Consider the following 18,839-nt stretch of genomic DNA (forward strand, 5'->3'; position numbering starts at 1 on the left):
ATTCGTCCAGTTCTGCGGTTGCCCGCCCCACCTTATTCTTCGGCCCGAAGCCTGATTACTCTGCCGCCTCGAGTGCCGGTGCGTTGCCGGCATTGTGCGTATATTCGTCGATCCGCTTTTCGATCTCCGGACGGAAGTGCCGGATCAGACCCTGGATCGGCCAGGCTGCTGCATCCCCCAGTGCACAGATCGTGTGGCCCTCGACCTGCTTGGTTACGTCGAAGAGCATATCGATCTCTTTTTTATGGGCATTGCCCGTGGCCATGCGTTCCATGACGCGCCACATCCATCCGGTCCCCTCACGGCACGGCGTGCACTGTCCGCAGCTTTCGTGCTTGTAGAAATAGGCTAGCCGGGCAATGGCCTTGATAATGTCGGTCGACCGGTCCATGACGATCACGGCTGCGGTGCCGAGGCCGGATTTGAGATCGCGCAGAGCATCGAAATCCATCGGGCAATCGATAATCTGGTCCGCGGGTACGCACGGAACGGACGATCCGCCCGGAATGACGGCAAGCAGATTATCCCAGCCGCCGCGAATACCGCCGCAGTGGCGGTCGATCATTTCGCGGAACGGAATGGACATTTCCTCTTCGAAGGTCGCCGGCTGATTGACGTGACCGGATACGCAGAAGAGCTTGGTGCCATGGTTGTTCTGACGTCCAAAGCCGGCAAACCATGCCCCGCCGCGCCGCAGGATCGTGGGCGCAACCGCAATGGATTCGACATTGTTGACCGTGGTCGGACAACCATAGAGGCCGACATTGGCAGGAAATGGCGGTTTCAGCCGCGGCTGGCCCTTTTTGCCTTCAAGGCTTTCCAGCAGTGCGGTCTCCTCGCCGCAGATATAGGCGCCGGCACCGTGGTGGAGGAATACGTCAAAGTCCCAGCCGCACTTGTTGTTCTTGCCAAGAAGACCCGCGTCGTAGCATTCGTCGATTGCAGCCTGCAGGGCCTCGCGTTCGCGCATATATTCGCCGCGAATGTAAATGTATGCCGTATGGGCACCCATCGCGAAACCGGCAACCACGCAGCCCTCGATCAGCGTATGCGGATCGTTGCGCATGATGTCGCGGTCCTTGCAGGTGCCGGGTTCCGACTCATCGGCATTGACTACCAGATAATGCGGCCGCTCACCGGGCTCCTTTGGCATGAACGACCACTTGAGGCCGGTCGGAAAGCCCGCGCCGCCGCGGCCGCGAAGACCGGAAGTCTTCATCTCGTCGATGATCCAGTCGCGGCCCTTTTCTATCAGACCCTTGGTATTGTCCCAGTGGCCGCGCCCCATCGCACCCTTAAGGCTCTTGTCCTTCAGGCCGTAGATATTGGTAAAGATGCGGTCTTTATCCTGCAGCATTATTTACCCCTTCACCGCGGCTTCTTGCCGAAGACACGCACATATTCCTCGACACCGCCCTTGGCCAGCGCGTTGGCCTGCTTAACCCAGTCCTCGCGTTCAATGCGGCCCTTGAATTTAAGGAAGCCGTCGACCCAGGCGCGCTCGGCCTCTTTCCATCCGGCAATCTGCTCCCATTTGAAAACGCCGATGGAGTTGAGCAGGCTCTCGATTTTCGGCCCGACGCCGGAAAGGAGTTTCAGGTCATCCTTTTCGTCCGGCTCGTCCATGGCTGCCGGGCGGCCATCATCCGCAGCTTCGCTGTCTTTTGCCGTTGCGGGTGCACTGGCCGGCTTCGCCGGCTGAGCAGCCGGCTCATCCGTAAGTGTGGTAAGTCCGCCGACCGGAGCTGAAAGATGGCGGCCGTTTTGCGGTCCCGGTGTCACATTGTCACCGTCGCCCGCCTCGAACCTGTCGATAATGTCGGCTAACTGCTCGGGCGTCAGGTCCTCATAGGCATCTTTGAATATCATTACCATCGGCGCATTGACGCATGCGCCCTGGCACTCGACCTCTTCCCAGGAAAGTGTGCCGGCTTCATTGGTTTCGAATTGGCTTGAATTGATCTTGTTCTTGCAGACCTTGATCAGCTCTTCGGAGCCACGCAGCATGCATGGCGTGGTGCCGCAAACCTGAACGTGCGCTTTCGTGCCCACGGGCTTGAGCTGAAACTGCGTGTAAAAGGTCGCCACCTCGAGCGCGCGAATATAGGGCATGCTCAACATGTCGGCGATCGATTCGATAGCCGCCCGCGTTACCCAGCCGTCCTGTTCCTGCGCCCGCATCAAAAGGGGAATTACGGCAGACTGCTGCCGGCCTTTTGGATACTTCTTGATCGTCGCCTTGGCCCAGGCGGCATTGTCGCGGCTAAACCGGAATTCTGAGGGCTGAACAGCATCTTCTGCAAGACGGCGAACGGACATGCTTAATTGGCCTCACTATTGATGGCACCGCAACGCGAAGAGGTCACGGTTACAAACTCACAGGCATAGGCCGAATTGTCCTTTTGCATAAATACAACGTATTTACTGCCGTTCGGGGCGGCTGCCTTGATCTCATAACCCTGCTGAAGCAGGGACTTCATGGTTGCACCAGATCCGCCTGAAGACTGGGCGCCCGCGGACTGGATACCGCCGAATACGGCGGCAATTGACATGGCTGCGGTCACGATTGTCCTGGTCATTAGCGGTCTACCTCCCCAAAAACGATGTCGAGCGAACCGAGCACCGCGGAAACGTCTGCCAGCATGTGGTTGCGGCAGATGTAGTCCATGGCCTGAAGATGGGCATAGCCCGGGGCCTTGATTTTGCAGCGATACGGCTTGTTGCTTCCATCGGAAACCAGATAGACGCCAAACTCCCCTTTCGGCGCCTCCACCGCAGCGTAAACCTCGCCCTCCGGCACGTGGTAACCCTCGGTATACAATTTGAAGTGATGGATAAGCGCTTCCATGGAGCGCTTCATCTCGCCACGCTTGGGCGGCACGATTTTGCCGTCGATAGACGAGACTGGTCCAGTCTTATGGGAACCCAGCAGCAGCTCGACACACTGTTTCATGATGCGAACCGACTGCCGCATTTCCTCCATGCGCATTACGTAGCGATCATAGCAATCGCCGTTCTTGCCAACCGGAATGTCGAAATCGAGGTCGCTGTAACATTCATAGGGTTGCGCACGGCGCAAATCCCAGGCCGCCCCCGTACTGCGCAACACAACACCGGAAAATCCCAATGCCCAGGCATCGTCCTGGCTGACAACGCCGATATCGACATTGCGTTGCTTGAAGATGCGGTTGTCGGTCAAAAGGCCTTCGAGATCGTCACAGACCTTCAAGAAGGGATCACACCACTTGCCGATATCCTCGACGAGTTCCGGTGGCAGGTCCTGGTGGACGCCACCGGGGCGCACATAGGCAGCGTGCATGCGAGCACCACAGGCCCGCTCATAGAACACCATCAGCTTTTCGCGCTCTTCGAAGCCCCAAAGCGGCGGTGTAAGGGCGCCGACGTCCATGGCTTGAGTCGTTACGTTCAACAGATGCGACAGGATACGGCCGATTTCTGAATAGAGCACCCGGACCAATTGGCCGCGCATCGGCACTTCAACATCTGCAAGGCGCTCGACCGCCAACGCAAAAGCATGTTCCTGATTCATCGGCGCGACATAGTCCAACCGGTCGAAATAAGGAACCGCCTGAAGATAGGTCTTTGTTTCGATGAGCTTTTCGGTGCCGCGATGCAACAGGCCGATATGCGGATCGACGCGCTCAACCACTTCGCCGTCAAGTTCGAGCACAAGACGCAGAACACCGTGTGCAGCCGGATGCTGTGGTCCGAAATTTATATTGAAATTCCGTACGTTGTGCTCAGTCATCGCTTTGTTCCTGCCCGCCGGAGAACATGGCAAACAACTCTTCTCCGGTCAGTTTCTTGGTGTCGTTGGCAAATTCGTAGGTATCGGGCTTCTCATCGATGAATATTTCGGTCGTGAAGCTCAAATCCTGCCCGCCTTCCAATGCCGACAGGGAAACGTGGTAATCGTCCTTACCGCGCAGATTCCAGAAAAGAGATGTTCCGCATTTGCGGCAAAATCCCCGTTCGGCCCATTGCGACGAGTGATAACGCACGAGATCATCGTCCGCCTCGAATTCAACGCTGTTGCCGCAGTGAACGCCGAAATACGGCCCGGCTGCCCAGCGCTGACACATGTGGCAGTGACAAACACTCGTCTCCGCCGAAACGGGAACGGCGGAAAAACGCACGGAGCCGCACAGGCATTGTGCCTTGCGACGTTGGCCGTCGGATCCTGATTGTGTGCCGGTCATGCTTTGGTCCTGCTCGACAATCGCCTATTCACTTGCCTTTTCATCACCGGGCAAGACGTATTCAGCGCTCTCCCAAGGTGATAGAAAATCGAAATCTCTGAATTCCTGTTTCAACTGAACAGGCTCGTACACCACCCGCTTGACCTCGTCGTCGTAGCGCACTTCGACAAAACCGGTCGTTGGAAAGTCTTTGCGCAGCGGATAACCGTCAAACCCGTAATCGGTCAGAATCCGGCGTAAATCCGGATGGTCGGTGAAGAGAATCCCGTACATGTCATAGGCTTCACGCTCGAACCAGTCAGCGCCGGGATAAACCGAAGTCGCCGATGGAACGGTTTCTCCCTCGCCCACTTCGAGCTTGACACGGACGCGCATGTTCTGCCGTGGCGACAGCATGTGGTAGACAACATCGAAACGGCGTGCACGTGACGGCCAATCGACACCGCAGATATCGGTAAAACTGACAAACTGGCACTGCGCATCGTCGCGCAGGAACGTCAACAGCGAGATGATATTCGCTGTCGTGGTGACCAGCGTCAACTCGCCGTAGCGAATTTCCGAAGAAACAATTTCCTCTCCACGGCGCTCACCAAGGTATGAGGCCAGTTCATTCAGTGCTTCACTCATTGAACCAACCTCTCCTATCGCTCGATCGTGCCGGTGCGCCGGATTTTCTTCTGCAGCAGCAGAACACCGTATAAGAAAGCTTCCGCCGTGGGCGGACAGCCGGGCACGTAGATATCGACCGGAACGACCCGGTCGCATCCGCGCACGACCGCATAGGAATAGTGATAGTAGCCACCGCCATTGGCACACGAGCCCATGGAAATAACATAGCGCGGCTCCGGCATCTGGTCGTAGACCTTGCGCAACGCCGGCGCCATCTTATTGGTGAGCGTTCCTGCAACAATCATCACGTCGGACTGGCGCGGCGAGGCGCGCGGCGCAAAACCAAAGCGCTCCGCGTCATAGCGCGGCATGGACGCTTGCATCATTTCAACCGCACAGCAGGCAAGGCCGAACGTCATCCACATCAGCGAGCCCGTGCGTGCCCAGTTGATCAACTCATCCGTCGATGTGACAAGAAAGCCCTTGTCGGCGAGTTCGTTATTGATTTCGCCATAGAAGGGATCGTTCGCACCAGCCGGCTTTCCGGTTGCCGGATCGATAATACCGCGAGGCTGTGGTGCAACCAGCGTTGTGTCACCTACTGCCATTCCAGCGCTCCCTTTTTCCATTCATATATGAAGCCAATCGTGAGAATGGCGAGAAACACCATCATGGACCAGAAACCGAACCAGCCGATGCCGTCGAAGGAAACGGCCCAGGGAAACAGGAAAGCAACTTCCAGGTCGAAAATGATGAACAGGATTGCGACCAGATAGAATCGGATGTCGAATTTCATTCTTGCGTCGTCGAAAGCGTTGAAACCGCATTCGTAAGCAGACAGCTTTTCTGAATCAGGCGCCTTGAAGGCGATCAGGAAGGGAGCCAGCAAAAGGGCCAATCCGATCACCAGTGAAATTCCGAGAAAAACCACAATGGGGAGATATGAACTTAAGAGTTCAGTCATCTTGGTTTCCTTGCTTTGGCGCACCCGCCGCGGTCGCGAACGGTTCTAATGTGCCGGTTTACACATTAAGTCAGTACAGTCAACGCAAATGGCCGCCCGCAAACACATAAATGCGACGAATTTACAATCGTGTTGCCCCGCGCCGTAGCGCATTTGGCTGCTCATTGGAATTTAAGGGTTTTATCAGCGTTGCCAACGCATCCGGCAACGTTCGCATGACACCGGCCAAGGTGCCGCATTCGGGGAATTAACCTGCGACAATTTGCTAGGGGGGCGAGCCCGTCAATTCAGCGAACACAAAGCATTCTGCACAACACAAAACACCCGGCAATGAATTGCCGGGTGCACAGTCTAAAGCCCTGGTTCAGTTCAGGCGTGAGTCTGGCCTCAATTGTTGAACGAGCACAACAGGCGCCAGTTCCTGCCGTTACAGCCCTCGGCGCTTCCAATGCCCTCGGAATTGCCGTTGCCGTTGCCGTTGCCGCCATTGCCGCCGTGGCCGCCTTTACCACCGTGGCCACCTCGACCTCCGCGACCGCCTTTGCCACCGCCGTAGCCACCTTTACCGCCCCCGCGGCCACCTTTGCCGCCACCGTGGCCGCCTTTGCCGCCGCCATGGCCGCCTTTGCCGCCACCGTGACCACCTTTACCACCACCTTTGCCGCCACCCTTGCCACCTTTACCGCCGTGGCCACCTTTTTTTCCGGCCAAGGCCGTATCCGAATCCACGAGCACGAGGGCCACGCCTGTTAGCGCAGCCGCTAAAATAGATCGTCTGGTGATCTCCATGGTACTCCCCTTTACGCTTCCCATCACGCGTTTCCCGCGCTTTGGCGCGAAAAATTTATGATTTATCAACAATTAATCTTCTTTGAGCAATTTATAACAACTGTAACCAAGCTATAAGTCAATCTTGACAGCAAGTTATATTTAAGAATACAATTAAGATAAAATTTTATTCAAATTTTATACATGGAAATAAATTGGAAATACTTTATGTTAATCGTTTGATATATCGCGCAAACGAAACGGGAAATGAAAATTTGTGCCAAAAAGTTAGCGCTGCTTATTAATGTTGTGGGTGAAAAATATTGCGCAAGCTAAGCAAACAGCCGATCCCGAACAGATGCCGTAGCAAGCAACAAAGATTTTTTTTCAGAATTGAGAGAATTTCACTGCATTATTCAAAAATAGCAGCCGAAAATCAGCGCAAAAGGCAATTTCTCTCAAATTTGTGAAGGCTAACTTCACTGAAATTCATTGAAGAACGATACTTCAGAAAGAATCGATTTAGAATTCAACCATGGAAAACTAAAATATAAATTATTAAATGTCAGTCTTTCGCGTCAATTTACTTTGGCGCCTAACGATTAATTTTTCAAAATTCTAATATTCGGCCGTATCAGCACCTCATGCCGGTCGCGGAAATGGCATGGCGGAAAATATGCTCTGCATCATATGTGAGCAATTATCTGGACGCACACCCCCGTATCGGGGACCGCCCTACATCCCAAGATGAGCCTTGATCATGTTTGAAAAAGAATGGCGCGAGTGACGGGGCTCGAACCCGCGACCTCCGGCGTGACAGGCCGGCACTCTAACCAGCTGAGCTACACCCGCGCTTGCGTTCCGCTTGTGTGCGAAACGTGAGCGGTGAATTAAGCTGTTCCCCGGTGGCTGTCAAGCACTGATCATGCGCTTTTATTACATTCTGGCGACAATTTTTTAAAACGGTCGCCGGGGCTGCTTATGGACTAAAAACTTTGGCATTGACGCGTCTTTTTTCTTGCACTTCGTTTGCGAAGCGCATAAACGGTGCCAAGATTTTCCGAAGGGCGGTTAGCTCAGCTGGTAGAGCGCCTCGTTTACACCGAGGATGTCGGGAGTTCGAGTCTCTCACCGCCCACCAAGCCCTCCTGAAAATCACTGCCACCGTTCGTACCGCCCGATGCTCGCTGTCGAAAGTCGCGTACGGTATTCCCAGTTGGCGGCGCTGGATATGTGGACCGTTCGCACGTGGGATATCCGTTCGTGGCGAGCCATCACAAACGGTCGCTCCGGACATGTGTTGTATTGAAGCGCATAAAACGCCGCCTCGCCTATCTGGTTCACTTGGTAGGGTTTGAGCATGAGCGGCGGTAATTAGGCCGGGTCCGGACTAACCGGTCCGCACACCCACCAGCCCGAGCCGCTCGCGCTGCTGGTAGCGCCAATTCATTAAAAGCGCGGCGACGGAAAGTCCGAGCGCCAGCCCCCACCACACGCCGACAGCGCCCAAACCGGCGGGAAACGCCAGGACATAAGCCGCCGTCATTCCAACCGCCCAATAACTTATGACGGCAAAGACCATCGGCACCTTCGTATCCTTGAGGCCGCGCAGGAGCCCCGCGCCGATAACCTGCAGGCCGTCAACAAGTTGGAACGCGGCCGCCACAGCCAAAAGAGGAACCGCGTGCCGCAATACCGCACCGGCATCGGGATTATCTTCATCCAGGTACCAGCCGATCAGCACCTCGGGCACGGTCCAGAAAACGGTTGCAAGCAGCAGCGTGACGGCAACCACCAGACCGATGGCCACGGTCCCTGCACGGCTGAGCCCGAGCCAGTCGTTGCGGCCATAGGCGTTGCCCACACGCACGGTCGCCGCGCTGGAAAGACCGAGCGGGAACATGAAAGCAATTCCCGCAAGCTGCAGGGCAATTCCATGAGCCGCGAGCTCAATCGTGCCAATCCAGCCGATCATGACGGACGCGCCCGCGAACAAGCCGACCTCGGCGAGGATCGTCGCGCTTATTGGCCAACCGAGTTTCAGGACTTCGAAGAATGCCTGCCAGTCGGATCTCCAGAACCGGACCATGAGTTCATAGCGGCGCAACTCCCGCTTCAGGACGCAATAGAGCAGCAATAGAAGACAACTGAGCAGGTTGGTGCCAAGAGAAGCGACTGCGGCGCCAACGACCCCCATCCGTGGCGCTCCAAAATTGCCGAAAATGAAGGCGTAGTTCAAAAAGGCGTTCAGCAGCGTTCCGGCAACAGTTGCCCACAAAACGATTTGCGCCCGCTCCAGAGCGCTGAGGTAAGACCGGAACGCCATGATCAGCAGGCTCGGCACCATCGCCCACTGGGCGACGCGCATATAGTCGCCTGCAAGCGCGGCGGTTTCCTTGCTCTGACCGAGCATCAGCAGAATTGATTCCGTCATCCACAACGGCATCATGACGAGTGCGCCATAAAGGAGAATCACCCACATGCCCATGCGCACCGAACGGCGCACGCCCCGCACATCATCACGCCCGTGAGCCTGCGCAGCAACCGGCATGACAGCCAGGGCGAATCCCGAGCCAAAAATGAAGAACAGAAAGAATATCTGTGTTGCCAGGACAGTGGCCGCAAGCTCAGTCGCGCCAAGCCAGCCGACCATCACGGTGTCCGTGACGTTGATCGCCATCTGCGCAAGCTGCGCGCCGATCAGCGGCACACCCAAAGTCAATGTCGCTTTGGTATGCCCCGCCCACGAAAGAGCGGCTTTTGTGCCCTTCCCGGATGGGTCGTGCAGCGTGTCCATGATTCACCAACTGGCTGATTATTGAAATCCAACCAACCATCCATAGTGCAAAGACGATTCACGGGCAATCGCTGTGTCGGCGGCCGGGTATCTTCACCAAGTTGAACGGCGGGAGAGCGGGTTGTTGCCGCTTTTGAAAAAGGCGGCAAGCGTTGTTAGCTTCCTGTTGGCTCAGGCACGAAAAAGCCCGGCACGCATGCCGGGCTTCAAGTTTAATAGCACCAAATATTCGGTGAAGGATCTAGCTGTTAACAGCGTCCTTGAGACCCTTGCCTGCCGAAAACTTCGGAACGTTACGGGCTGGGATATCAACTTCCGCGCCAGTCATTGGATTGCGGCCCTTTGAAGCTTCGCGGTGTGACACGGAAAAGTTTCCGAATCCTACCAGACGAACGTCACCGCCACCCTTCAGCTCGGATGTGATGGTGTCGAACACAGCTTCAACTGCTGAGCCGGCATCAGCCTTGCTCATACCGGCCTTGTCAGCAACGGCAGCAACCAGTTCGTTCTTGTTCATTTTCCAACCCTCTCAGTGTGTAAGAATCGACTCAATACAAAGTCGAAGGGGATTGTACGGTTCAATCCGAAAATCACAATGATTGAGTGCCAAAAACCCCGGTTTTCCGGCATTTTTTGTGGTTTTTACCCCCCAAAAACGAAAGAAACGGGCCGAAGCCCGTTCCAAAATCGCTTTGCCGGGTGATTTTCGGCAGAATCAGTGAGCCACCGAAGTACCCGCATCGTCACCGCCATTGTCCGATGGAAGGGGCGTTTCCGCGCCATCCCACTCGATCGCCTGGGGCTGTTTTGTCAGCGCTTTTTCGAGCACATCGCTCATATGCGATACCGGAATGATATCCAGTTCGTTCTTGACGTTGTCCGGAATTTCAGCAAGGTCCTTGGCGTTTTCTTCCGGGATCAGGACGGTTTTGATACCGCCCCTCAGAGCCGCAAGCAGCTTTTCCTTGAGACCACCGATGGGAAGCACACGACCGCGCAGGGTGATCTCTCCGGTCATGGCCACATCCTTGCGAACCGGTATGGACGTCATGGTCGAAACGATCGACGTTGCCATTGCAACACCGGCGGACGGTCCGTCCTTCGGCGTAGCACCCTCCGGAACGTGCACGTGAATATCACGCTTGTCGAACATCGGCGGCTCAATGCCGAAATCCACCGCACGCGAGCGCACGTAGGACGCTGCAGCTGAGATCGACTCCTTCATCACATCGCGAAGATTGCCGGTAACGGTCATCTTACCTTTGCCCGGCATCATGACGCCTTCAATGGTCAACAATTCGCCGCCAACTTCGGTCCAGGCCAGTCCGGTCACGACGCCAACCTGGTCGTCATGCTCGGCCTCACCATAACGGAACCGGGGAACACCCAGATATTTGTCCAGGTTTTCTGCTGTGACATCGACAGATTCGACACCATCCTTGAGGATTTCCGTTACGACCTTCCGGGCAAGCGACATCAGCTCGCGCTCGAAATTACGCACACCGGCTTCACGCGTATAGCGGCGCGCAATTTCACGCAGAGCGTCATCGCTGACGGAGAACTCGCCAGACTGAAGCGCATGGTCCCGCAACGCCTTCGGCAGCAGGTGCCGGCGCGCGATCTCGAGCTTCTCATCCTCGGTGTAACCGGCAATGCGAATGATCTCCATGCGGTCCATCAGGGGCGGCGGAATATTGAGCGTGTTGGCCGTGGTGATGAACATCACGTTCGACAGGTCATATTCCACCTCGAGATAGTGATCCATGAAGGTCGAATTCTGTTCCGGATCAAGCACCTCGAGCAGAGCCGATGAAGGATCGCCGCGGAAATCCATGCCCATTTTGTCGATCTCGTCGAACAGGAACAGCGGATTTGCCTTCTTGGCCTTTTTCATCGACTGGATGACCTTGCCGGGCATCGATCCGATATAGGTCCGCCTGTGACCGCGGATTTCAGCTTCGTCACGCACGCCGCCAAGGGCCATGCGGACATATTCGCGGCCCGTCGCACGGGCGATCGATTTGGCAAGTGACGTCTTGCCGACGCCGGGCGGTCCGACGAGGCACAGGATCGGCCCCTTGATCTTGTTGGACCGGCTCTGAACGGCGAGATATTCGAGGATTCTCTCCTTGACCTTCTCGAGCCCGTAGTGATCAGCTTCCAGAATACCTTCGGCCTTGTTCAGGTCGACCTTGATGCGGGATTTCTTGCCCCACGGGATGCCGAGCAGCCAGTCGAGGTAATTGCGCACCACCGTGGCTTCGGCTGACATCGGGCTCATCTGCTTGAGCTTCTTGAGCTCGGCGTCCGCTTTCTCGCGCGCTTCCTTCGAAAGCTTGGTCTTTTCGATGCGCTCTTCCAGTTCGCTCATTTCGTCACGGCCTTCTTCGCCGTCACCGAGCTCCTTTTGGATCGCCTTCATCTGTTCGTTGAGATAATACTCGCGCTGCGTCTTCTCCATCTGGCGCTTGACCCGCGAACGGATGCGCTTTTCCACCTGCAGCACGGAAATCTCACCTTCCATGAAGCCAAGCGCGCGTTCAAGCCGCTCCTTGACGCTCACGGTGGCAAGCATTTCCTGCTTTTCAGGGATCTTGATGGAAAGATGCGAGGCAACGGTATCGGCAAGTTTCGAATAATCATCGATCTGGCTGGCCGCCCCGACAACCTCCGGAGAAATCTTCTTGTTCAGCTTGACGTAGTTTTCAAACTCGGAAACCACCGAACGAGACAGCGCCTCGATCTCTACCGGGTCCTCATCGGGCTCGGGAAGCTCGTCGGCATAGGCCGCATAAAATTCCTCATTCTCCGCAAAACTCGTTATCTGAGCCCGCGCTTTGCCTTCGACAAGCACCTTTACGGTGCCATCGGGCAATTTCAAAAGCTGCAGAACATTGGCAACAGTCCCGACTTCGTAAATGTCGTCCGTTTCCGGATCGTCGTCACCGGCATTGATCTGAGTTGCCAGGAGGATCTGTTTGTCGGCCCCCATGACCTCTTCCAACGCGCGAATGGACTTTTCCCGACCCACGAACAGCGGCACAATCATGTGCGGAAACACGACGATATCGCGCAGCGGCAATACCGGATACGTGGCTGCTTCGTTCTGCTGGGTGGTTATTTCATTCATCTTGTTTCCTTTCGGCCGCCACACAGCCCGTGGCTTGGTCTGAAACGGCCCTCACTTCACTTGTTTCCTAAGTGGAGTGTTCAATTTGGTGTTTCAAGTCCATAATCACACGCGGGAACCCACAAAACATTCGCCAAAGTTCGAATCTCATCCCGATCTGATTAGTATCAGCTTTAGACCAGTGGGGTCTCACGTCAAACAACGGACATCCACAATTTCCCGCAAGGCACATCCGCCGGGATATGCTGTTTTACGGTTCTATTTTCCGCGCGCACTTCAATGTCAAGTCCCGGTCGCCTTATGTGATGGCAATTATGTCGCGGAAAAACAGCGGCGTGCCCTTTGCAGCACACAAAAAACCCGCCTGAAGGCGGGTTCCTGCATTCCTTAAGTGTACACATCCGCTATGCAGTGGCGTTGCCTTTTTCTTCCTCGCGCTCGGAGTAGATGTAGAGCGGTCTTGCAGATCCGGACACTACCTCATCCGAGATAACGACTTCCTGAACGCCTTCCAGAGACGGCAATTCAAACATCGTATCGAGAAGGATTTTTTCCATGATTGAGCGCAGACCGCGCGCGCCGGTTTTACGGGCTATCGCCTTGCGGGCGATACCGCGCAGCGCATCCTCATGAAAGGTCAGTTCGACATCTTCCATCTCGAACAGGCGCTGATACTGCTTGACGAGCGCGTTTTTCGGCTCCGACAGGATCTGGATCAGAGCGTCCTCGTCAAGGTCTTCCAGCGTCGCGATGACCGGCAAACGGCCGATGAATTCGGGAATGAGACCGAACTTGACCATATCTTCCGGCTCAAGCTCACGCAGGATTTCACCAACGCGGCGTTCGTCCTGCGCCTTGACCGTGGCACCGAATCCGATGGATGTCTTTTCACCCCTTGCCGAGATGATCTTGTCGAGACCCGCAAAGGCACCACCGCAGATAAACAGGATGTTTGTCGTGTCGACCTGGAGGAATTCCTGCTGGGGATGCTTGCGGCCGCCTTGCGGCGGAACGGAGGCAACTGTGCCTTCCATAATTTTGAGCAATGCCTGCTGAACGCCCTCGCCCGAAACGTCGCGGGTAATGGAAGGATTGTCGGACTTGCGTGAAATCTTGTCGACCTCGTCTATGTAAACGATGCCGCGCTGCGCCCTCTCGACATTATAGTCTGCCGATTGCAGCAGCTTCAGGATAATATTCTCGACATCTTCACCGACATAGCCGGCCTCGGTAAGCGTCGTTGCATCAGCCATCGTGAACGGCACGTCGATGATGCGGGCAAGCGTCTGCGCGAGATAGGTCTTGCCGCAGCCGGTCGGGCCGACAAGCATGATGTTCGACTTAGCCAGCTCGATATCGTTGCTCTTGCTGGAATGGGCCAGCCGCTTGTAGTGATTGTGCACCGCGACGGAAAGAACGCGTTTGGCCTGTCCCTGCCCGATGACATATTCGTCCAGCGTATCAATGATTTCCTGCGGCGTCGGCACACCGTCGCTCGACTTCACCATCGAGGATTTGTTTTCCTCGCGGATGATGTCCATGCACAACTCAACGCACTCATCACAGATGAAAACAGTCGGTCCCGCGATCAGCTTACGGACTTCATGTTGGCTTTTGCCGCAAAACGAACAATAGAGCGTGTTTTTCGAGTCGCCGCCGCTACCACCGCTGACCTTGCTCATACTTTATTCCTTCCAGCGGCCTGAACGAGCGTCAGGCCAATCAGTCTTTGGGCCACCTGTCGCGACCGACAGAAACCTGTCAATCAGGACACATTATGACGGTGCCCTAGGAGCTATCCCATCGTCAATATACAGGGCACCGAATACAAAGCTATGCGCTTTGTCTTGAAAATACCCTTAACGTTCAGAATTAACGCCATTCTTGGCTGCTTCCAGCCCCAAATACGCCAATCTGTTGCCCTTTTGCCGCACCAATGTGTTGATCTGGCGGCAAAAGATTATTCTTTTGCTTCGTCTTCCATCGCTTCGCGTGAGGAAATCACCCGGTCGATAAGTCCGAAATCCCTCGCTTCATCCGACGTCATGAAATGATCGCGATCAAGCGTATTCTCAATGGTGTCGTAGTCCTTGCCGGTGTGCTGAACGTAGATTTCATTCAACCGGCGCTTCAATTTGATGATGTCCTGAGCGTGGCGCTCGATATCCGAGGCCTGCCCCTGGAAACCGCCTGAAGGCTGGTGAACCATGATGCGCGAATTTGGCGTTGCAAAACGCATGTCGCTGTGACCGGCGCAAAGCAGCAAAGATCCCATCGAGGCCGCCTGCCCGATGCACAGGGTGGAAACCGCTGGTTTGATAAACTGCATGGTATCGTAGATGGCCATGCCGGACGTCACAACACCGCCGGGCGAATTGATGTAGAGAGCGATTTCTTTTTTTGGATTATCGGCTTCGAGATAAAGAAGCTGTGCACAAACCAGCGCCGCCATGCCGTCCTCGACGGGTCCGGTGATAAAGATGATGCGCTCTTTCAGCAGACGGGAAAAAATATCGAAGGCACGTTCGCCACGGTTTGTCTGTTCGACGACCATGGGAACAAGGTTCAGTGCGGTATCTACTGGATTGGACATTGAGTGGCCTTTTTATGCTGCACCGAATCCGGACGATTCGGAGAATCGGATCAATAACTCATTCCGCATACATAAGATGCGATGGCGTTTGGGTTCAAGACATGTTGATATCCGCCGGCTCCCACATTCCGTAAAGTGTGCAAAATGGTTAAAGCTGTCACCGGCAAGGTATAGTGCCGATTGGGCACAGATCAACGCCCCTCCCCGGCAACCGCTTACCTCAAATAACAAATCCATGGGATAATTAAGACGTGCAAATGAAATTCGACAGCAAGGCCAAAACGGTCGACCTGAATCCTCGCGACCCCGAATTCTACAACGACCCCTATCCCTATTATGAAGCCATCCGCGAGGAGTGCCCGGCTTTCTTCTGGAATAACTACGATATGTGGTGCTTTGCCGCCTTTGCCGACGTCAACCGACTGCTGCGTGACAAACGCTTCGGCCGGCAAATCCTCCACGTGGCGACGCGCGAGGAATTGGGCATGGCCGATCCAAAGCCGCACCTTGCTGATTTCGACGCCATCGAAGCGCACTCGCTGCTGGAACTGGAGCCGCCCGCCCACACTCGTCTGAGGACGATGGTCAACCGCGCCTTCGTGTCCCGCCAGGTCGAAAAGCTGCGCCCGGATATCGAGGCGCTGACCCACGCGACCATAGACCTCTTTGCCGATGATGGCGGCGTTGAACTGATCAAGACATTCGCCGAGCCCATACCGGTTTCAGTCATTGCCCGCATGCTGGGCGTGCCCCAGGAACTCAACGGCGAACTTCTGGACTGGTCGCACCGCATGGTGCGCATGTATATGTTCGAAACCGACGAGACCACAGAAAGAGACGCGAACAGAGCCGCTCAGGAATTTTCCGCCTGCCTGACAGAACTGATCGCCGCGCGCCGCAAAAACCCGACGGACGATCTGATAAGCCACATGGTGACATCGGAGCGCAAAGGCGACCGGCTCAGCGACGGCGAACTGATTTCGACTTGTGTCCTTTTGCTCAATGCGGGACATGAAGCGACAGTCCATCAGACCGGCAATGCGGTAAAGGCAATTTTGGAAAACCGGCTCGATCACCGGGCGCTCTTTGCGGACGCGGCGTCAACGGAAGCCGCCATCGAGGAATCGCTGCGCTACGACGCGCCACTGCACCTTTTTACCCGCTATGCGCTGCAGGATGTGGAACTGGACAACGGCATAGAAATCAGGAAAGGCGAGCAGATCGGCCTGATGCTTGGCGCCGCCAACCGGGATCCTGCACAGTTTGCCGATGCCGCAAGCTTTGTTTCGGGGAGGCCCGACCAGGCCAATGTCACCTTCGGCGCAGGCATTCATTTTTGCATCGGCGCGCCGCTCGCGCGTCTGGAATTGCAAACCTCGCTGCCGATCCTGTTCGAGCGCTTGCCGGGATTGAAGCTCAGCGACACGCCGCGATATCGCGATGCCTACCACTTCCACGGCCTCGAACGTCTGGATTTGAGCTGGTAGCTGCCTATCCACTGTCTTTGAGATCTTCAATCAGCCTGTATTCCGTCGGCGGATCTGCGCACACCGTCGGTCCGCATTCCAGCAGCGTGGAGACAGCATTGCCCGCGACAAGAACCAGCATCAGGAAAAACGCAAATTTTGCCAATTTGTGACCACCGAACTTCTCATGGCCCGGCTCGTCCTTCAGGCCTTTGTACTGGCCTTCGAAAAGCAGCATGACGGCGGTTCCGATAAGGATCAAAAAGAAGCAGATACCCGCCCATGTATAATAATGCAGCCCCAGAACCGGTGAGCCATAGGCACCCGTTCCGGGCACGATATGCAACAGGATCTGCCTGACCGAGACAGACCCACCGTAGAGCGCTCCGATCAGCATGATCCCATAATGATGCGGTTTGGCGCCGTAGATCAGGTTGAGACTGAGCCCGAATCCGACCATGACCAGGCCGACCCGTTGAAGCAGACATAAGGGACATGGCAATTCGTCCAGGGCAAACTGGAACACATAGCCTGCGATCAGCACAAAGCAGATAACCAAAAGACCGATGGCGTTGAGGGTCCTTGATGGATGTGGCGCGACAATCATCCCCGGGCCCTCACAATATGATCTTGAGCGGTGTGGTGGCGTGGAAATCGAGCCAGTAGATGCTCAGTAACAATGTCACAGCAAACAATGCATAGGCCCACCGCCAATGGTCGTACCATGCAAGCACCATCGCCAGTGCCAGCAGGGCAAACAGAAGCGCAATCATCGTCGCCAACCTCCAATCGGCAAGATCATCCAAACCAACGATAGCAAGGATGGGCGCCGTCAGAAACCTCAGATTGCAAAGTCGGCGTAACGATCCCCACCAAAAACCCGGCCGCTGGAAAACCAGAGCCGGGTAGGTTTCACTTTTCGACTGATGATCGGATCAGACTTTGTCGAGCGCCTGCTTCAGATCGCCGATGATGTCCGCCACATCTTCGATACCGATAGACAGCCGTACAACATCGGCTCCGGCGCCGGCAGTCTCCTGCTGCTCAGGGGAAAGCTGGCGGTGTGTCGTGGACGCAGGGTGGATAACCAGCGATTTCGTGTCGCCGATATTGGCCAGGTGCGAGAAAATTTCGAGCGCTTCGACAAATTTCACACCCGCTTCGTAACCGCCGGTCAGACCGAAGGTAAAGACGGCACCCGCGCCCTTCGGCGAATAGGATTTCATCAGGGCATGGTTCTCGTCTTCCTCCAGACCCGAATAGGACACCCAGGCGACCTTATCTTGATCCTTGAGCCACCTTGCGACTTCCAGCGCGTTGTCGCAATGGCGCTGCATGCGCAGCGGCAGCGTCTCAACGCCGGTCAGCAGCAGAAATGCGTTGAACGGCGAGATCGCCGGACCGAAATCGCGCAGGCCGAGAACACGGCATGCAATGGCAAACGCGAAATTTCCGAAGGTCTCGTGAAGAACCAGGCCGCCATATTCCGGGCGCGGTTCGGACAGCATCGGATAATTCCCGGAAGCGGACCAGTCGAACGTGCCGCCATCCACAATTACACCGCCCATCGAATTACCGTGGCCACCAATGAATTTGGTCAGGGAATGAACGACAAGATCAGCTCCGTGTTCGATCGGCCGCACAAGATAGGGGCTTGCCATCGTGTTGTCGACGATCAGCGGGATGCCGTGCTTGTGGGCGATATCGGCAATCGCTCTGATATCAATAAAGGTTCCACCCGGATTGGCGAGACTTTCGATAAAAATGGCGCGGGTCCGCTCATCTATCTGTTCTTCGATCCCATCCACGATTTCGGGATCGCACCAGCGGACCTGCCAGTCGAAATTTTTGAAGGCGTGACCGAACTGGTTGATTGATCCGCCGTACAATTTGTTGGCGGCAATGAAATTGTCACCGGACTGCATGATGGAATGAAACACCAGCAACTGCGCCGCGTGCCCGGACGCTGTCGCCAGAGCGGCCGTACCTCCCTCGAGAGCCGCAATACGTTCCTCGAGCACCGCCTGTGTGGGATTCATGATGCGGGTATAGATGTTTCCGAAGGCTTTCAGACCAAACAGCGATGCGGCGTGATCAGCATCCTCGAATACAAAACTGGTTGTCTGATAAATCGGCGTGGCACGTGCGCCTGTCGTTGGATCCGGCTGCGCGCCGGCATGAATGGCCAATGTGCTGAAGCCCGGTTCACTGTTCGACATCTAAATCCCCTCTGGAACTGTTGACTGGAATGCACGGTTATCCCGTAAGGGGGCAAGAAGGTCAAAGAAGTTT

At 55.6% G+C, this 18,839-nt stretch carries 18 protein-coding genes and 2 tRNA genes; 3 read left to right on the forward strand and 17 right to left on the reverse strand.

Annotated features, from left to right (window positions below):
- Positions 1–55: 55 nt before the first annotated feature.
- From nuoF to ABVT35_RS12770, 8 genes are read right to left on the reverse strand one after another with little or no spacing between them, the layout of a single operon-like run.
- The gene (nuoF, locus tag ABVT35_RS12735; RefSeq protein WP_368466924.1) at positions 56–1,357 is read right to left on the reverse strand and encodes an NADH-quinone oxidoreductase subunit NuoF; all 1,302 of its coding nucleotides are present in this window, start codon (positions 1,355–1,357) and stop codon (positions 56–58) included.
- 11 nt (positions 1,358–1,368) lie between these two features.
- Positions 1,369–2,319: an NADH-quinone oxidoreductase subunit NuoE gene (gene nuoE / locus ABVT35_RS12740; protein WP_368466925.1), complete on the reverse strand. Its 951-nt coding sequence runs from the start codon at positions 2,317–2,319 to the stop codon at positions 1,369–1,371.
- 2 nt (positions 2,320–2,321) lie between these two features.
- On the reverse strand, positions 2,322–2,552 hold the full coding sequence (locus ABVT35_RS12745) for a hypothetical protein (RefSeq protein WP_368467861.1): 231 nt from the start codon (positions 2,550–2,552) through the stop codon (positions 2,322–2,324).
- Positions 2,553–2,578: 26 nt separating this feature from the next.
- Positions 2,579–3,769, reverse strand: coding sequence for an NADH-quinone oxidoreductase subunit D (locus tag ABVT35_RS12750; protein ID WP_368466926.1), 1,191 nt, complete (start codon positions 3,767–3,769; stop codon positions 2,579–2,581).
- Positions 3,762–4,220, reverse strand: a complete 459-nt coding sequence (locus ABVT35_RS12755; RefSeq protein ID WP_368466927.1) for a GFA family protein — start codon at positions 4,218–4,220, stop codon at positions 3,762–3,764. The genes ABVT35_RS12750 and ABVT35_RS12755 overlap by 8 nt, the downstream gene beginning before the upstream one ends.
- A gap of 24 nt (positions 4,221–4,244) precedes the next feature.
- Complete coding sequence (locus ABVT35_RS12760; protein ID WP_368466928.1) at positions 4,245–4,847, reverse strand: NADH-quinone oxidoreductase subunit C; 603 nt, start codon at positions 4,845–4,847, stop codon at positions 4,245–4,247.
- A 14-nt stretch (positions 4,848–4,861) separates the two neighbouring features.
- Positions 4,862–5,437 (reverse strand): NADH-quinone oxidoreductase subunit B family protein, encoded by a 576-nt coding sequence (locus tag ABVT35_RS12765; RefSeq protein WP_368466929.1) that lies wholly within the window; start codon positions 5,435–5,437, stop codon positions 4,862–4,864.
- On the reverse strand, positions 5,428–5,793 hold the full coding sequence (locus tag ABVT35_RS12770) for an NADH-quinone oxidoreductase subunit A (RefSeq protein ID WP_368466930.1): 366 nt from the start codon (positions 5,791–5,793) through the stop codon (positions 5,428–5,430). Before ABVT35_RS12770 ends, ABVT35_RS12765 begins: the two co-directional genes overlap by 10 nt.
- A 375-nt stretch (positions 5,794–6,168) precedes the next feature.
- Between ABVT35_RS12770 and ABVT35_RS12775 the strand changes: the two genes are divergently transcribed.
- Positions 6,169–6,546, forward strand: a complete 378-nt coding sequence (locus ABVT35_RS12775; RefSeq protein WP_368466931.1) for a hypothetical protein — start codon at positions 6,169–6,171, stop codon at positions 6,544–6,546.
- Between the two features lie 790 nt (positions 6,547–7,336).
- Here ABVT35_RS12775 and ABVT35_RS12780 read toward each other — a convergent pair.
- A tRNA-Asp gene (locus ABVT35_RS12780) sits at positions 7,337–7,413 on the reverse strand.
- Between the two features lie 213 nt (positions 7,414–7,626).
- Between ABVT35_RS12780 and ABVT35_RS12785 the strand changes: the two genes are divergently transcribed.
- A tRNA-Val gene (locus ABVT35_RS12785) sits at positions 7,627–7,702 on the forward strand.
- A 249-nt stretch (positions 7,703–7,951) separates the two neighbouring features.
- Here ABVT35_RS12785 and ABVT35_RS12790 read toward each other — a convergent pair.
- The 5 genes from ABVT35_RS12790 to ABVT35_RS12810 form a co-directional block, all read right to left on the reverse strand.
- Complete coding sequence (locus tag ABVT35_RS12790; RefSeq protein ID WP_368466932.1) at positions 7,952–9,358, reverse strand: MATE family efflux transporter; 1,407 nt, start codon at positions 9,356–9,358, stop codon at positions 7,952–7,954.
- 241 nt (positions 9,359–9,599) lie between these two features.
- Positions 9,600–9,875 carry a DNA-binding protein HupB gene (gene hupB, locus ABVT35_RS12795; protein ID WP_368466934.1) on the reverse strand — a complete coding sequence of 92 codons (276 nt, stop codon included), beginning with the start codon at positions 9,873–9,875 and terminating at the stop codon, positions 9,600–9,602.
- A gap of 198 nt (positions 9,876–10,073) precedes the next feature.
- Complete coding sequence (gene lon, locus ABVT35_RS12800; RefSeq protein ID WP_368466936.1) at positions 10,074–12,488, reverse strand: endopeptidase La; 2,415 nt, start codon at positions 12,486–12,488, stop codon at positions 10,074–10,076.
- 404 nt (positions 12,489–12,892) lie between these two features.
- Complete coding sequence (gene clpX, locus ABVT35_RS12805) at positions 12,893–14,170, reverse strand: ATP-dependent Clp protease ATP-binding subunit ClpX (protein ID WP_368466938.1); 1,278 nt, start codon at positions 14,168–14,170, stop codon at positions 12,893–12,895.
- A gap of 278 nt (positions 14,171–14,448) precedes the next feature.
- Entirely contained in the window at positions 14,449–15,081 is a 633-nt protein-coding gene (locus ABVT35_RS12810; RefSeq protein ID WP_368466939.1) for an ATP-dependent Clp protease proteolytic subunit, read from the reverse strand.
- A gap of 257 nt (positions 15,082–15,338) precedes the next feature.
- On the opposite strand from ABVT35_RS12810, the gene ABVT35_RS12815 reads away from it, so the two are divergent.
- On the forward strand, positions 15,339–16,568 hold the full coding sequence (locus ABVT35_RS12815) for a cytochrome P450 (RefSeq protein ID WP_368466941.1): 1,230 nt from the start codon (positions 15,339–15,341) through the stop codon (positions 16,566–16,568).
- Between the two features lie 4 nt (positions 16,569–16,572).
- On the opposite strand, the gene ABVT35_RS12820 is transcribed toward ABVT35_RS12815, so the two are convergent.
- The 3 genes from ABVT35_RS12820 to ABVT35_RS12830 all read right to left on the reverse strand — a co-directional run bounded on the left by ABVT35_RS12820 (position 16,573) and on the right by ABVT35_RS12830 (position 18,766).
- Entirely contained in the window at positions 16,573–17,154 is a 582-nt protein-coding gene (locus ABVT35_RS12820) for a disulfide bond formation protein B (protein WP_368466942.1), read from the reverse strand.
- 10 nt (positions 17,155–17,164) lie between these two features.
- Complete coding sequence (locus ABVT35_RS12825) at positions 17,165–17,320, reverse strand: DUF5993 family protein (RefSeq protein WP_368466943.1); 156 nt, start codon at positions 17,318–17,320, stop codon at positions 17,165–17,167.
- 162 nt (positions 17,321–17,482) lie between these two features.
- Positions 17,483–18,766 (reverse strand): O-acetylhomoserine aminocarboxypropyltransferase, encoded by a 1,284-nt coding sequence (locus ABVT35_RS12830; protein ID WP_368466944.1) that lies wholly within the window; start codon positions 18,764–18,766, stop codon positions 17,483–17,485.
- Positions 18,767–18,839: the final 73 nt, after the last annotated feature.

Origin of the sequence: Hoeflea sp. TYP-13, from assembly GCF_040932035.1 — a bacterium.
Taxonomy (GTDB): Bacteria; Pseudomonadota; Alphaproteobacteria; order Rhizobiales; family Rhizobiaceae; genus Hoeflea_A.